Origin of the sequence: Streptomyces sp. NPDC057253 (genome assembly GCF_042669125.1) — a bacterium.
GTDB lineage: Bacteria > Actinomycetota > Actinomycetes > Streptomycetales > Streptomycetaceae > Streptomyces.
Genome location: NZ_JBHUXV010000025.1, coordinates 1 through 13,678, shown reverse-complemented (window position 1 = coordinate 13,678; position 13,678 = coordinate 1). Strand labels below are relative to the sequence as shown.

11 protein-coding genes and 1 pseudogene are annotated in these 13,678 nt (G+C 72.2%); 8 read left to right on the top strand and 4 right to left on the bottom strand.

Annotated elements, in window-relative coordinates; genetic code table 11:
- Positions 1 to 269: 269 nt before the first annotated feature.
- The 3 genes from ACFULQ_RS16290 to nirD are packed head-to-tail and all read left to right on the top strand — an operon-like array spanning position 270 to position 4,431.
- The gene (locus ACFULQ_RS16290; RefSeq protein WP_383543835.1) at positions 270 to 1,481 is read left to right on the top strand and encodes an NAD(P)/FAD-dependent oxidoreductase; all 1,212 of its coding nucleotides are present in this window, start codon (positions 270 to 272) and stop codon (positions 1,479 to 1,481) included.
- Positions 1,481 to 4,084, top strand: coding sequence for a nitrite reductase large subunit NirB (gene nirB, locus ACFULQ_RS16285; RefSeq protein WP_383543832.1), 2,604 nt, complete (start codon positions 1,481 to 1,483; stop codon positions 4,082 to 4,084). Before ACFULQ_RS16290 ends, nirB begins: the two co-directional genes overlap by 1 nt.
- On the top strand, positions 4,081 to 4,431 hold the full coding sequence (gene nirD / locus ACFULQ_RS16280) for a nitrite reductase small subunit NirD (protein ID WP_383543830.1): 351 nt from the start codon (positions 4,081 to 4,083) through the stop codon (positions 4,429 to 4,431). The genes nirB and nirD overlap by 4 nt, the downstream gene beginning before the upstream one ends.
- Before the next feature lie 53 nt (positions 4,432 to 4,484).
- On the opposite strand, the gene ACFULQ_RS16275 is transcribed toward nirD, so the two are convergent.
- The 3 genes and pseudogenes from ACFULQ_RS16275 to ACFULQ_RS16265 form a co-directional block, all read right to left on the bottom strand.
- Positions 4,485 to 5,411 (bottom strand): oxidoreductase, encoded by a 927-nt coding sequence (locus tag ACFULQ_RS16275; RefSeq protein ID WP_383543827.1) that lies wholly within the window; start codon positions 5,409 to 5,411, stop codon positions 4,485 to 4,487.
- A gap of 696 nt (positions 5,412 to 6,107) precedes the next feature.
- Positions 6,108 to 7,731, bottom strand: a pseudogene (locus ACFULQ_RS16270) (SulP family inorganic anion transporter); the annotation flags it as partial.
- Positions 7,728 to 8,324 (bottom strand): carbonic anhydrase, encoded by a 597-nt coding sequence (locus ACFULQ_RS16265; protein WP_383543825.1) that lies wholly within the window; start codon positions 8,322 to 8,324, stop codon positions 7,728 to 7,730. The pseudogene ACFULQ_RS16270 and the gene ACFULQ_RS16265, both read right to left, overlap by 4 nt.
- 193 nt (positions 8,325 to 8,517) lie before the next feature.
- On the opposite strand from ACFULQ_RS16265, the gene ACFULQ_RS16260 reads away from it, so the two are divergent.
- The 5 genes from ACFULQ_RS16260 (at position 8,518) to ACFULQ_RS16240 (ending at position 13,151) form a co-directional block, all read left to right on the top strand.
- On the top strand, positions 8,518 to 9,297 hold the full coding sequence (locus ACFULQ_RS16260; protein ID WP_383543822.1) for a response regulator transcription factor: 780 nt from the start codon (positions 8,518 to 8,520) through the stop codon (positions 9,295 to 9,297).
- A complete protein-coding gene (locus tag ACFULQ_RS16255; protein WP_383543820.1) occupies positions 9,294 to 10,757 on the top strand; it encodes a sensor histidine kinase in 1,464 nt (487 codons plus the stop codon). Before ACFULQ_RS16260 ends, ACFULQ_RS16255 begins: the two co-directional genes overlap by 4 nt.
- Positions 10,758 to 10,897: 140 nt before the next feature.
- Positions 10,898 to 12,058 (top strand): alkaline phosphatase PhoX, encoded by a 1,161-nt coding sequence (locus ACFULQ_RS16250; protein ID WP_383543817.1) that lies wholly within the window; start codon positions 10,898 to 10,900, stop codon positions 12,056 to 12,058.
- Positions 12,059 to 12,160: 102 nt separating this feature from the next.
- A complete protein-coding gene (locus tag ACFULQ_RS16245; RefSeq protein ID WP_383543815.1) occupies positions 12,161 to 12,625 on the top strand; it encodes an excalibur calcium-binding domain-containing protein in 465 nt (154 codons plus the stop codon).
- A 133-nt stretch (positions 12,626 to 12,758) separates the two neighbouring features.
- Positions 12,759 to 13,151 carry an excalibur calcium-binding domain-containing protein gene (locus ACFULQ_RS16240; RefSeq protein WP_383543812.1) on the top strand — a complete coding sequence of 131 codons (393 nt, stop codon included), beginning with the start codon at positions 12,759 to 12,761 and terminating at the stop codon, positions 13,149 to 13,151.
- A gap of 27 nt (positions 13,152 to 13,178) precedes the next feature.
- On the opposite strand, the gene ACFULQ_RS16235 is transcribed toward ACFULQ_RS16240, so the two are convergent.
- Positions 13,179 to 13,577, bottom strand: coding sequence for a DUF4440 domain-containing protein (locus tag ACFULQ_RS16235; protein ID WP_383543811.1), 399 nt, complete (start codon positions 13,575 to 13,577; stop codon positions 13,179 to 13,181).
- Positions 13,578 to 13,678: the final 101 nt, after the last annotated feature.

Sequence of the window (13,678 nt, the reverse complement as noted above, 5' to 3'; positions counted from 1 at the left end):
GCTCTCCCACAGCGCCCTGGTTACTTGGGCACGGGCTCTCCCACAGCGCCCCGGTTACTTGAGCGCGGGCTCTCTCACAGCGCCCCGGTTACTTGAGCGCGGGCTCTCCCACAGCGCCCCGGCCACCTGCGCGCCGGCTTCCTCACAGCGCGCCCCCGGCGCCCGCTCCGAACCCTCACACCCGCGGTCGGCGCCGACTGAGGGCAGCGTTCCTCGCGGGAAACAGCGGGGATGCGGTCGGGTAACACCCGCAACGCACGCTCCTGGACATGACCTCGAATACGCGTGTGGTGGTGATCGGCGCCGGGCTCGCGGGCGTCCGGCTCGCCCGGCGGCTCGGAGAGCTCGGCACACCCGTGACGCTCGTCGGCGAGGAGGAGCACCGCCCGTACAACCGGGTGCTCCTCGCCGAGGTGCTGGCGGGACGGTACGACCCCGACGTGATCGCGCTCCCGGCGCCCGCCGCGCTGACCCGCGCCAGGGTCACCGGCATCGACCGCGGGGCACGGACCGTCGAGTGCGCCGACGGCTCGAAGATCGCATACGACACGCTCGTCCTGGCCACCGGCTCCAACCCGGTGCTGCCGCCGCTGCGCGGTCTGTTCACCGCGGACCACGAACTGCCGAAGGGCGTCCACGCCTTCCGCACCATGGACGACTGCCTCGGCCTGTCCGAGGCAGTCCGGCCGGGAGTGAAGGCGGTCGTGATCGGCGGCGGCCTGCTCGGGGTCTCCGCGGCCCGCGCGCTCGCCCGGCGCGGCGCCCAGGTCGTCCTCGCCCAGCAGGCCGAGCGGCTCATGGAGCGCCAACTCGACCCCAGCGCCTCCCAGTTGGTCCGGCGCCACCTCGGGGACCTGGGAGTCGAGGTCCACACCGACCTGCGCGTACGGGACGTGCGCTGCGTCGGTGGCGCGGTCCGCTCGGTCGAGATGGCCGACGGTTACGCGCTCGACGCCGAGATCGTGGTCCTGGCCTGCGGGGTCCACCCCCGCGTCGGTCTCGCGCAGACCGCGGGCCTGGAGGTCCGCAAGGGCATCGTCGTGGACGACGAACTGCGCACCTCCGACCCGCACATCCACGCCATCGGCGACTGCGCCCAGCACGACGGCACGGTGTACGGGCTCGCCACCCCGGCCCTCGAACAGGCGGACGTACTGGCCGAGTTGCTGGCCGGTCGGACGAACGCTGCCTACACCGGCACCCGTTCGCTGACCCGGCTCACGCTCCCCGGGCAGACCGCCTTCGACCTGGCCGCATTCGGGGAGACCGAGGCGCTGCCGGGCGACGACGTCGTCCAGCTCGCGGACGCCACCCGCGGCACCTACCGCAAGGTCGTCGTCCGCGACGACCGCCTGGTCGGCGGGGTCCTCGTCGGCGAACTCGGCACCGTCGGCGCGCTCGCCCGCGCCTGGGAGGGAGCAGAGCCGCTCCCCGACCACGGCCCACTGCTCCACCTGCTCACCAACGACGGAGGCTCCTGATGACCGCCACCCCGGAGGCCACGGAGGCCACCCCCACGATCGTCCTCGTCGGCCACGGCATGGTCGGCCAGCGCTTCCTCGAAGCCCTCGCCGCGCGCGGCCTGACCGCCACCCACCGTGTGGTCGTGCTGTGCGAGGAGCCGCGTCCCGCGTACGACCGGGTCGCGCTCACCTCGTACTTCTCGGGCCGGACGCCCGAGGAACTGTCCATGACGGACATGGAGTTCATCGAGACGCACGGTATCGAGCTGTACGTCGGCGACCCGGCCGTCGCGGTGGACCGCTCCTCGAAGAAGGTCACCGCCAGGTCCGGGCAGGTCCTCGACTACGACGTCCTCGTCCTCGCCACCGGCTCGTACCCCTTCGTGCCGCCGGTCCCGAACAAGGACGCCCGGGGCTGTTTCGTCTACCGCACGATCGAGGACCTGCTCGCCATCGAGGAGTACGCGAAGACCCGTACGACCGGTGCCGTGGTCGGCGGCGGTCTGCTGGGACTTGAGGCGGCGGGCGCGCTCAAGGGTCTCGGACTGACCTCCCACATCGTGGAGTTCGCGCCCCGGCTGATGCCGGTGCAGGTGGACGAGGGCGGTGGCGCGGCGCTGCTGCGGACCATCGAGGAGATGGGGCTGTCCGTCCACACGGGGGTCGGCACGCAGGAGATCGTGGTCGACTCCGAGGGTGCCGTCACCGGCATGAAGCTCTCCGACGGCTCCGAACTCGCCACCGACCTGGTGGTGTTCAGCGCCGGTGTCCGCCCCCGCGACCAGCTGGCCCGCGACTGCGGCCTCACGGTCGGCGAGCGCGGCGGCATCACCGTCGACGAGCAGTGCCGTACGGTCGCCGACCCGCACGTGTTCGCGATCGGCGAGTGCGCGCTGGCCGCCGACGGCCGGGTGTACGGCCTGGTGGCCCCCGGTTACGAGCAGGCCGAGACGGCCGCCGCGACCATCGCCTCGGACGAAGCCGCCTTCCTGGGGGCCGACCTGTCCACCAAGCTCAAGCTGCTCGGCGTGGACGTGGCCTCCTTCGGCGACGCGCACGGCGCGACCGAGGACTGCCTCGACGTCGTGTACTCCGACTCCCGCGCGGGCCTGTACAAGAAGCTGGTCATCGGCCGGGACGGCACGCTGCTCGGCGGCATCCTGGTCGGCGACGCGGAGGCGTACGGCACGCTGAAGGCGTTCACCGGTTCGGTGCCGCCGGTCTCGCCCGAGTCGCTGGTGCTGCCCGCCGGTGCCGGGGAGTCGGTGCAGCTCGGCCCGACCGCGCTGCCGGACGACGCGATCATCTGCTCCTGCAACAACGTCCGCAAGGGCACGATCCGCGGGGCGGTCACCGAGCACCACTGCACCACCGTGCCCGAGGTGAAGAAGTGCACCAAGGCCGGTACCACGTGCGGCAGTTGCGTCAAGGTGCTGGGCCAACTGGTCACCGCGGAGCTGGAGGCGTCCGGCGTCGAGGTCGACAAGGGCCTGTGCGGCTGCTTCTCGCAGACCCGCGAGGAGCTCTACGAGATCGTCCTCGCTCTGCGCATCAACACCTACCAGGACCTCCTCGACCGCTACGGCCGTGACGGCGCCCGGGGCGGCGACGGCTGCGAGATCTGCAAGCCGGCCGTCGCCTCGATCATCGCCTCCCTCGCTCCGACGATCGGCGCGAGCGGCTATGTCCTGGACGGCGAGCAGGCGGCCCTCCAGGACTCCAACGACCACTTCCTCGCCAACATCCAGAAGAACGGCTCCTACTCGGTCGTGCCGCGCATCCCCGGCGGTGAGATCACCCCCGAGGGCCTCATCACGATCGGTGAGATCGCCCGCGACTTCGGCCTCTACACGAAGATCACCGGCGGCCAGCGGATCGACATGTTCGGCGCACGGGTGGAACAACTCCCGCTGATCTGGACGCGGTTGGTCGACGCCGGCTTCGAGTCCGGCCACGCCTACGGCAAGTCCCTGCGCACGGTGAAGTCCTGCGTCGGGCAGACCTGGTGCCGCTACGGCGTCCAGGACTCGGTCCGGATGGCGATCGACCTGGAGCTGCGCTACCGGGGCCTGCGCTCCCCGCACAAGCTCAAGTCGGCGGTGTCGGGCTGCGCCCGCGAGTGCGCGGAGGCCCAGTCGAAGGACTTCGGCGTGATCGCCACCTCGGGCGGCTGGAACCTCTACGTGGGCGGTAACGGCGGCGCGACCCCGCGCCACGCGGACCTGCTGGCCCAGGACCTCACCGACGCCGAACTGATCAAGCTGATCGACCGGTTCCTGATGTTCTACATCCGCACCGCGGACCGCCTGGAGCGCACCTCGACCTGGCTGGAGCGCATCCCGGGCGGCCTGGACCACGTGCGTGACGTGGTCGTGGAGGACTCCCTCGGCATCTGCGAGGAGCTGGAGTCCCTGATGGCGGCCCATGTGGCGCACTACGCCGACGAGTGGGCGACCACCATCAACGACCCCGAGAAGCTCGCCCGGTTCGTGTCCTTCGTGAACGCCCCGGACACCCCCGACCCGGTCGTCGGCTTCGTCCCCGAGCGCGACCAGATCAAGCCCGACCTGCCGCTGCTGACCATCGGCCAGCGCCCCCTGGAAGGAAGCGCCCAGCGATGACCCTGGCACCCGAGACCACCGACCTGAAGGTCGAACTCCAGCTGGACGGCGACTGGTTCGCGGTCTGCGAGCTGAACCGGCTGCTCCCCGGCCGGGGCGTGGCGGCCCTGCTGCCGGACGGCCGGCAGGCGGCCCTGTTCCGCGACCGCGCGGGCAGGCTGTACGCCATCGACAACCGCGACCCCTTCGGCGGCGCGGCGGTCCTCTCCCGCGGCCTGACCGGCACCCACCAGGGCCGCCCGTTCGTGGCCTCCCCGCTGCTGAAGCAGCGCTTCGACCTGGAGACCGGGGAGTGCCTGGACGACGAGTCGGTGCGGGTGGCCACGTACGAGATCCGGGCGGCGTAGAAGCGTGCGGACGACGTAAGAGCATGCGGCAGGGGGCGGCCACGTGCCCCCGGTCAGCTCTTCAGGGCGTCGTACGTCACCCCGGTCAGCTCTTCCGACGCGGCCCAAAGTCGTTGGGACGCCCGGTCGTCGCGGGTCCAGGAGGCCCGCCAGGAAGGGGCCGGGGCGCCGCGCCAGCCCACCAGGGAGGGGCCGGTGAAGGAGTCGGGGGTGACGTCGGGGGCCGTGGCGGCGTAGAGGGTGGGCAGGGCGCCGGCGTCGGCGGACTGGGCGAAGAAGCGGTTGCCGACCCGCATGAAACGCTCCGCCGCCGTGCGGCCCGCCATCTTCGCGCCCGCGGTCTGGAGGTTGGTGGCCGCGTACCCGGGGTGCGCCGCCGCCGCGATCACGTCCGAGCCGTGGGCCGCCAGGCGGCGGGCGAGTTCGTGGACGAAGAGCAGGTTGGCGGTCTTGGAGCGGGCGTAGGCGATCCAACGGCGGTAGCGGCGCTCGCTGTTGAGGTCGCGGATGTCGATGTTGGCCACCGCGTGCATCCCGCTGGAGACCGTCACGACGCGGGCGCCGGGGGTCGCGAGGAGCGTGGGGAGCAGCAGGCCGGTCAGGGCGAAGTGGCCCAGGTGGTTGATGCCGAACTGGGTCTCGAAGCCGTCCACCGTCGTGCCGTACGGCAGGGCCATCACGCCCGCGTTGTTGACCAGCAGGTCGAGGCGGTCGTACGGGAACGAGCTCGCGAACTCCCTTACGGAGGTGAGGTCCCCGAGGTCCAGGTGGGCGAACTCCGCGTCGGCGCCCGGCGTTTCGCCCAGCAGCCGGTCCCGGGCCTCGTGGCCCCGCCGCTCGCTGCGGCAGGCGAGCACCACGCGGGCGCCCTTGCGGGCCAGCTCCCGCGCGGTGACGTACCCGATCCCGCTGTTGGCCCCGGTGACCACGGCCACGCGTCCGCTCTGGTCGGGGACGGCCTTCTCGTTCCACCCGGACATGACAGGCTCCCTCCGTCGACGGCTGGGGCTCAGCCTAGGAGCGGCGGGCGGGCGGAGCGTAGTCGGCCGGCAGGGGCCGGGTGTCGAGGTAGAACCATTCGACTCCGGGGGTGGGTTCGGTCGCGACGGGTTCGGCTGCGACGGGCTCGGCCGCGGTGAAATCGTGGGTGTCGGGAATCGGAGCCCGGCGGACGGCAGCGGTGGCGGTGGCAGCACCGGCTTCGGCGACGGGTGGGTCGAACGCACCGACCTGGCCCCCGGAGCCGCGCCCGGCAGAGCCGGCGCTCTCGAAACCCGGCCCGGCAAAGGACCCGCTCCGGAAGCCCCGCTCGACAGAGCCCGCGCTCTCCGAACCCCGCCCGGCAGAGCCCGCACTCTCCGAACCCCGCTCGACAGAGCCCGCACTCTCGAAACCCGGCCCGGCAAAGGACCCGCTCCGTAGGTCCCACCCTGCAGAGTCCGCGGTCCCGAAGCCACGCTCCGGCTCCCTGCTCTCGAAGGCCCACCCGACGGAAGGCCCGTTTTCGAAGGGCCGCTCGGTCCATGACCCGGTGTCGGTCTGGTGGCGACCGGCGCGGCGCGCGTCCTGCGTCGCAGAGCCCGCCGGCACCCTGCCGAGGGTCCTCGCGTCGCGCCCCGGCGTTCCCGCGGCCGGCGCGTCGTCCCGCTCCGGCAGCCCGACGCCCCCCGCCGTCACCCCCGGCCCCGGCATCAGGAGCTCCACCCGCAGCCCCCGCCCCCGCTGCTGGGCCGTGAACTCCTCCACCTGGTTGCGGCAGGCGTGGTCGAGGTGGGTCACTCCGGTGAGGTCGAGGCGGATGCGGGGCTTGCCGGAGGCGGCCGCGGACTCCAGGGCCTCGATGACCTTCGGCAGGCGCAGAAAGGTCGCGTTGCCGGCCATGACGATCTTCGCGGTGTCGTCCTCGACGTGCTGCCGGATCACGGTCTGCGACATCCGCAGCGCGGCCAGCACGATCCCCGCCGCGAGCCCCACGAGCACCCCTTCCAGCAGGGCCGTCGCGACGATGACGAGCGTGGTGACCGTCATGACCACGAACTCGCCCCGGTCCTGGCGCCACATCCTCGGGAACTCCTCCGGCGCGAGCAGCTTCCAGCCGCTGTGCACCAGGACGCCCGCCAGCACCGAGATCGGGATCAGCGCGAGGACCTGCGGGAGCAGCAGCGCGAACGCCAGCAGCCACAGGCCGTGCAGGGTGCGGGAGAGCCGGGTCTTCGCGCCCGCCTGGACGTTCGCCGAACTGCGCGCGACCACGGCCGTGACGGGCAGCGCCCCGAGGATGCCGGCCACCGTGTTGCCCGCCCCCTGGGCCACGAGCTCGGTGTTGTAGCGGGTGCGCGGACCGCTGTGCATACGGTCCACCGCCGCCGCGGTGAACAGGCTCTCCGCAGACGCGATGACCGTGAAGGTGAGGATCGACGTGATGATCGCCGGCTCGGCGAGCCCGGCGAACTGCTCGGCGCCCGGCACCTGCACGGCCGCGAGCAGATTGCCGACCTGGAGGGTCTTCACCTCGACCCCGGGCAGCGCGGCGACCCCGATGCCGATCCCTACGGCGACCAGCGCGGCCGGGACCTTCCTGACCGGCCCGGGCGCCTTCTTCCACACGAAGCTCAGCACGACGGTGACCACGCCGAGCAGCAGCGCGGTCATCGCCTGCCGGTCGGTCAGCACGTCCGCGAGCAGCCCCGGAACCCCGGCCATGTTGTCGATCGGGACGCCGGGCGCCTTGCTGTCGGCCATCGGGTAGAGCTGGCTGAAGATCAGCGGCAGCCCGATCCCCGCCAGCATGCCCTGCACCACGGCGATCGAGATGGCCTGGAACATCCGCCCGAGCCGTACGACCCCGAGCACGATCTGAAGGATCCCCGAGCCCAGGACGATCACCCCGAGCATGGCCACCCCGTGCTCGGCGACGGTCTCCGCGACCAGCGCCGCCAGCCCCGCGGCGGGGCCACTGACCTGGAGGGTGCTGCCCCGGACCACGCCGACCACGAGCCCGCCGACCACCCCGGAGATGATCCCCAGCTCGGCCGGGACCCCGGAGGCCACCGCGACGCCGATACAGAGCGGCAGGGCGACGAGGAAGACGACGAGAGAGGCGGTGATCTCGGTGCCGAGATCGCCTTTGGGTGCCTGGGGGTTGGCGGGTGCCTGGGGGTTGACGGGTGCCTGGGGGTTTGCGGGTCCCTGGGGTTTGGCGGGTCCCTGGGAGGTCACGGTTCCCGGTGAACTCCCCCATTCCTTACGGCTCTTCGGCGCGGCCCTGTCCCCCCGCCCCCGCGCATGCGCCCCGCTCACGCGGCATGCACCCGGAACCGGCCGTCCTCGTCGAGCTCGTGCACCTGCCCGGTGTCGACCTCGTAGTACCAGCCGTGCAAGCGCAGCCGGTCGGTGTCGAGCCGCTGTCGCACCACGGGGTAACTGCGCAGTGCGGCCAGCTGGTTGACGACGTTGCGCTGGACGACGTCGGCGAGCGGGGGCGGGTCGGTGAGCACGGGGGCCAGGGACGGGCGGGCCAGGCCCAGCCACGCGTCCACACCCGGCAGCGCGGTCAGGTCGTCGCCGGACCGCAGCGCCCCCATCGCCCCGCAGTGTGAGTGACCGCACACGACCACGTCCTGAACCCCGAGCACCTCCAGCGCGTACTCGATGGTGGCGGCCTCACCACCGGCCGCGTGCTGTCCGTACGACGGCACGATATTGCCCGCGTTCCGCAGCTCGAATATCTCACCGGGCCGGGCGCCGGTGATCAGCGCGGGGATGACCCGCGAGTCCGAGCAGGTTATGAAGAGCGCCTCGGGATATTGCCCGTCGGCCAGTTTCCGGTATTCGCCGCTCTCGAAATCCACCCGCCGCCTGAACGAGCGCGCACGATCCAGCAATGCCTTCAAAACACCCTCCTGAGCTGGCAGTTCGACCAGTTCTTAGCACCATAGAGGGGTGAAGTACAGAGGAAGGTTAATAGCGGGCCAGAGCCCGGACAGGAGCAGGACATTCTTTTTCCCGACTCCCGGGAGCCGCCTGCTTCTTGTAGCGTGTCAGGCACAGGGCGGAATATGAATTCGGGTGGGAGAGATACGGCGTATGGCCTTGCGTGTACTGCTCATCGAGGACGACGAGACGATCGCCGAACCGCTGGCCGAGGGCCTCGCGCACTTCGGCCTGACGGTGGACCACGTGACGACCGGCACCGAGGGCCTCAGAGCGTCGTACGGCGATGTCGTGCTCCTGGACCTGGGGTTGCCGGACATGGACGGCATCGACGTCTGCCGGGGCATCCGGGAGGTCTCCGACGTGCCGATCGTCATCCTCAGCGCGCGCGGGGAGGAGGCGGACCGGGTGCTGGGGCTGGAGCTCGGCGCCGACGACTATCTGGCGAAGCCGTTCAGCGTACGGGAGTTGGTGGCCCGGGTGCGGGCGGTGACCCGGCGGACGCGGCGCGCGCAGGAGACGCTCGCCGCGGCGTCCCCGACCTTCCCGGAACGCACGTCCTCACCCACGGCGCCCGCGCCCACGCCCGCGATGGCGCCTGCCATGACACCCATCGGGGCACCCGGCCACGACCCCGGCCCGCTCGCCGTGGACCGCCGTACCCGGCAGGTCTGGGTCGGCGAGTCCCAAGTGCCGCTCACCCCGAAGGAGTTCGACCTGCTCGCGCTGCTCACCGAGGATCCGGGCGCGGTGTACTCCCGCCAGCAGATCCTCGACCGGGTCTGGGATCCCTTCTACGAGGGCCCGACGAAGACGCTGGACGTCCATGTCGCCTCACTGCGAAGGAAGTTGGGGCACCCGGCCTGGATCCAGACGCTGCGCGGGGTGGGCTTCCGGCTGGCGGTGCACAGCGGACCGGACGGCCCGGCATGACGCGCCGGCTGCTGCTCAGCTATCTCACGCTGGCCGCCCTGGTGCTGCTCTGCCTGGAGATCCCGCTGGGGTTCGTGTACTCGCGCGGCGAGCGGGAGCGGGTGGTGGGGGCGGCCCGGGACGAGGCCGAGTCGGTCTCGGCGTACGCGGCGCTGAGTCTGGCGACGGGCCGCGCCGAGCGGGACCTGCCCGACCGGGTGGCCCACTGCGCCGCGCGGATCGGCGGGAAGGTGGTCGTCGTGGACGGCACCGGGGCGCTGCTCGCCACCTCGCACCCGCTGTCCGGGGAGGTGTCCCGGTCGCTGTCCTCACGGCCGGGCATCGCGGCGGCACTGCGGGGCACGTCGACGGCGGACGTGCGCACCTCCACGATCGGCGGGGTGGAGTACCTCTCGGTCGCCGCACCCATGGGACACGGCGCCCAGGGTGCCGTCTGGCTGACCGTGCCGACCCGGATGGTGCACGAGCGGGTTCATCACGTGTGGCTGCTGCTCGCCCTCGGCGGGCTGGGCGTCCTCACGGCCGTAGCCCTGGTCGGCTTCGGCATCGCCCGCTGGACCGGTCGGCCGATCCGTGAACTGGAGCGAGCGACGCACGAGTTGGCACAGGGCGGTCGCGCCGCGCCGGTGACGGTGACGAAGGGGCCGCCCGAAGTGCGCAGTCTGGCGGCCGCGTTCAACCGTACGGCGGCCCGCCTTGCCCATCTCCTCGAAGCGCAGCGGGCGTTCGCGGGCGAGGCCTCGCACCAGCTCAAGACGCCGTTGGCCGCGCTGCGGCTGCGACTGGAGAACCTGGAGCCGAGCGTGTCCGCGCGCGGCCGGGGCAGCCTGACCGCCGCGGTGACCGAGACGGACCGGCTCGCCCGCATGGTGGAGGGGCTGCTCGCGATGGCCCGGCTGGAGGAGGACGCGGCGCGGCCGGTGCCGGTGGACGTCGGCGAGGTCTGCGCGGAGCGGCACCGCACCTGGCTGCCGCTCTACGGCCGGCAGGGAGTGTCACTGGTCCTGTTCTCCGGCGGGGTGGGCCCGGTGTCGGCGCTGCCGGGTGCCGTGGAGCAGATCCTGGACAACCTGCTGTCCAACGCGCTGCGTGCCTCGCCCGCCGGGAGCACGGTGACCGTGGAACTGCGCCCGCAGAGCCCGCACCGGCGCGCCCCGCGCTCCGGCTGGATCGACCTGCACGTCACCGACGAGGGCCCCGGCATGTCGGCGGACCAGCGCGCCCGCGCCTTCGACCGGTTCTGGCGGGCGCCGGGCGCGCCCAAGGGCGGTACCGGGCTCGGCCTCGCCCTGGTCCAGCGGCTGGCCCATGCGAGCGGCGGCGAGGCGAGTCTGCGCGCGGCGGCGACGGGGGGACTGGACGCGGTGGTCCGGCTGCCGTCGGCCCGGCCGGTACCGGGCGCCCGGCCCCCGGGCCGCCCGCCCGGCCGACGGTGGGAGGTGCCGGCCGTACGGGCGTGACGGGGGCGCCGGCGTCACCGCGGACCGCGATTTCATGACCTGGCCATGACATAGCCACCCCGCAGCTCTAAGGTCCGTGAGCGCACGACCCCCGCCGCCGCCCGGTGGCGGGCCGGTCACGACTCACCCTTGGAGCAAGAGTGGAACGTCGTACCCTCCTGCGTGCGGCCGCCGTCGGCGGTGCCTCCGCCGCGCTCGGCGGAACCCTGTGGCGCGGTGCCGCGTACGCCGCCCCGGCCCAGCCGGGGACCGGACCGTACGGGGCGCTCGGTGCGCCCGACGCCAACGGCATCAGACTGCCCGCCGGCTTCAGCAGCCGCGTGGTCGCGCGGTCCGGGCAGACGGTGCCGGGGACGTCGTACACCTGGCACAACGCCCCTGACGGCGGGGCCTGTTACGCGGACGGCACCGGCTGGATCTACGTCTCCAACTCGGAGATCAACCCGTCGGGCGGGGCGAGTGCGGTGCGGTTCTCGTCGGCCGGTGCGATCACGTCGGCGTACCGGATCCTGTCGGGGACCCGGCAGAACTGCGCGGGCGGCAGGACGCCCTGGAACACCTGGCTGTCCTGCGAGGAGGTGGACCGGGGGTTCGTGTACGAGACGGATCCGTGGGGCGGGAACGCGGCGGTGCAGCGTCCGGCGATGGGCCGCTTCAAGCACGAGGCGGCCGCCGCGGACCCGGTGCGCAAGGTGGTCTATCTGACCGAGGACGAGACCAACGGCCGCTTCTACCGTTTCGTGCCGACCACTTGGGGCGATCTGTCGGCCGGCACGCTCCAGGTGCTGGTGGCGGGCAGCGCGACCTCCGGCACCTTCACCTGGACCACCGTGCCCGACCCGGACGGCTCCCCCACGTCCACCCGCACCCAGGTCTCCGGCTCCAAGTCCTTCAACGGCGGCGAGGGTTGCCACTACGCGGACGACACGGTGTGGTTCACGACGAAGGGCGACAACCGGGTCTGGCAGCTCGACCTGGCCGCCGGCACCTACGAGTTGGCCTACGACGACTCCCTGGTCACCACCGGCACGGCCCCCCTCACCGGCGTCGACAACATCACCGGCTCCGCGTCCGGCGACCTGTTCGTGGCCGAGGACGGCGGCTCCATGGACATCTGCGTGATCACCCCGGACGACGTGGTGGCCCCCTTCCTCAGGATCGACAACCAGTCCTCTTCGGAGATCACCGGCCCCGCCTTCTCCCCCGACGGCACCCGCCTGTACTTCTCCAGCCAGCGGGGGACGAGCGGCAGTTCATCGGGCGGCATCACCTACGAGGTGAAGGGCCCGTTCCGCACGTGACGCCGCCTGACATGTAATGGTCACGGAATGGACACTTCATCTCCACAGTCGCGGCCCCGGCAATACGGTCATCCCCTCACGTAACACGTTCAGGGGGACGAGATGACCAACCCGTACGCCACGCAGCCGCAGCCCGTGCCGCCGACCGCTTCCCGGCCCGCCCCCAAGTGGGCCCGGAAGCGGTACGTCCTGCCCGCTCTCGCACTGGCCCTGTTCCTCGGTGTCGGCATAGGCGGCGGCGACCAGTCCGGGACGACGGCCGACGCGAGGCCCGCCGCCGCTAAGCCGCAGCCGACGGTGACCGTCACGGCGACCGCCACGGTGACGCCGGAGCCGGAACCGGCGCCCACGGTGACCGCCACGAAGACGGTCAAGGTCACCAGGACCGTGACCGCCGAGGCGAACGCCGACTTCGGCTCGTCGGAGTCCGATTCCGGCTCCGACAGCGTCTACTACAAGAACTGCACCGAAGCCCGCGCCGCCGGTGCCGCGCCGATCCACCGCGGCGAGCCTGGCTACGCCTCCCACCTCGACCGGGACAACGACGGGGTGGCCTGCGACAGTTGAGCCGTCGGCGCCGCGCTCGCGGAGAGCTACCTTCCGGTCACGTCACGTTCGCATCACGGGTTCCTCATGTGGCCGACACGGCAACCGCGCCTCACTAGGTTCGTCACCTCTCACGAACCCGGAAGGACGTGCTGTGAACCTGCTCCGCAAGCCCGGCGCCATCGTCGTCGCCGCGCTGGCCCTGGCCCTGCTGCCGGGGGCCGCCTCGGCCCATGACGGCGACCACCCGTTCGCGAACTGCGCCGAGGCGTACGCCGCCGGGTACGCGAACCTCCCCAAGGGCAACGAGCACTACGGCAGCCATCTCGACCGGGACGGCGACGGCATCGGCTGCGACCAGCCGCCCGCGGACTTCAAGCCCCACGACGACGAAGTGACCGCCGACGACCCCGGCGAGCAGCACCGAGACCTGGCCGAGACCGGCGGCGGCGACACCGCGGTATACCTCGCCGCCATCGGCTCAACGGTCCTCCTCACCGGCGGCGCCCTGGTGACCTCGGCCCGCAGGCGCCGGGCAGCACGCTGACGCCGACCGCGCCCGCACCCACGCAGGTCAGGCGTGGTCGTACCAAGCCAGTGCCGCGATGCGCCACCCCTCCGGCGTGCGGACGAACTGGATCGTCTTGGTGCCGGCGCCGTCGAAGGGCTCCCCGTCCAGGATTCCGGACTTGCGGTACGTGCCGACCCGGGAGGCGATGTCGCCCGCGATCTCGGTCCGTTCGGAGGTCTCCCACTCGGAGAACTCGACCAGCCGTCCCTCGGTCAGCAGCCGCAGGCGAGGCTCGATGAACTCCTCCACCGAGTAGACCGTGAACTCGGGACCGGTCTTGACGATCACGCCCTCGGGAAGCACCAGGCGCCGGACGCGTCCGACATCGGCGGTCCTGCCGCCCCGGTTGTCGAAGGCGCCGAAGAACTCCGCGGTCACCGCGTCAAGCTCGCTCTTGGACATCGCGCGACCGTAACAGCCCGCGCCCAGGACGCACGAGAGGGCGGCACCCCCGCACAAGGGTGCCGCCCTCTCTTCGTGGTCCGGAGCCGCCGCCCATCGGA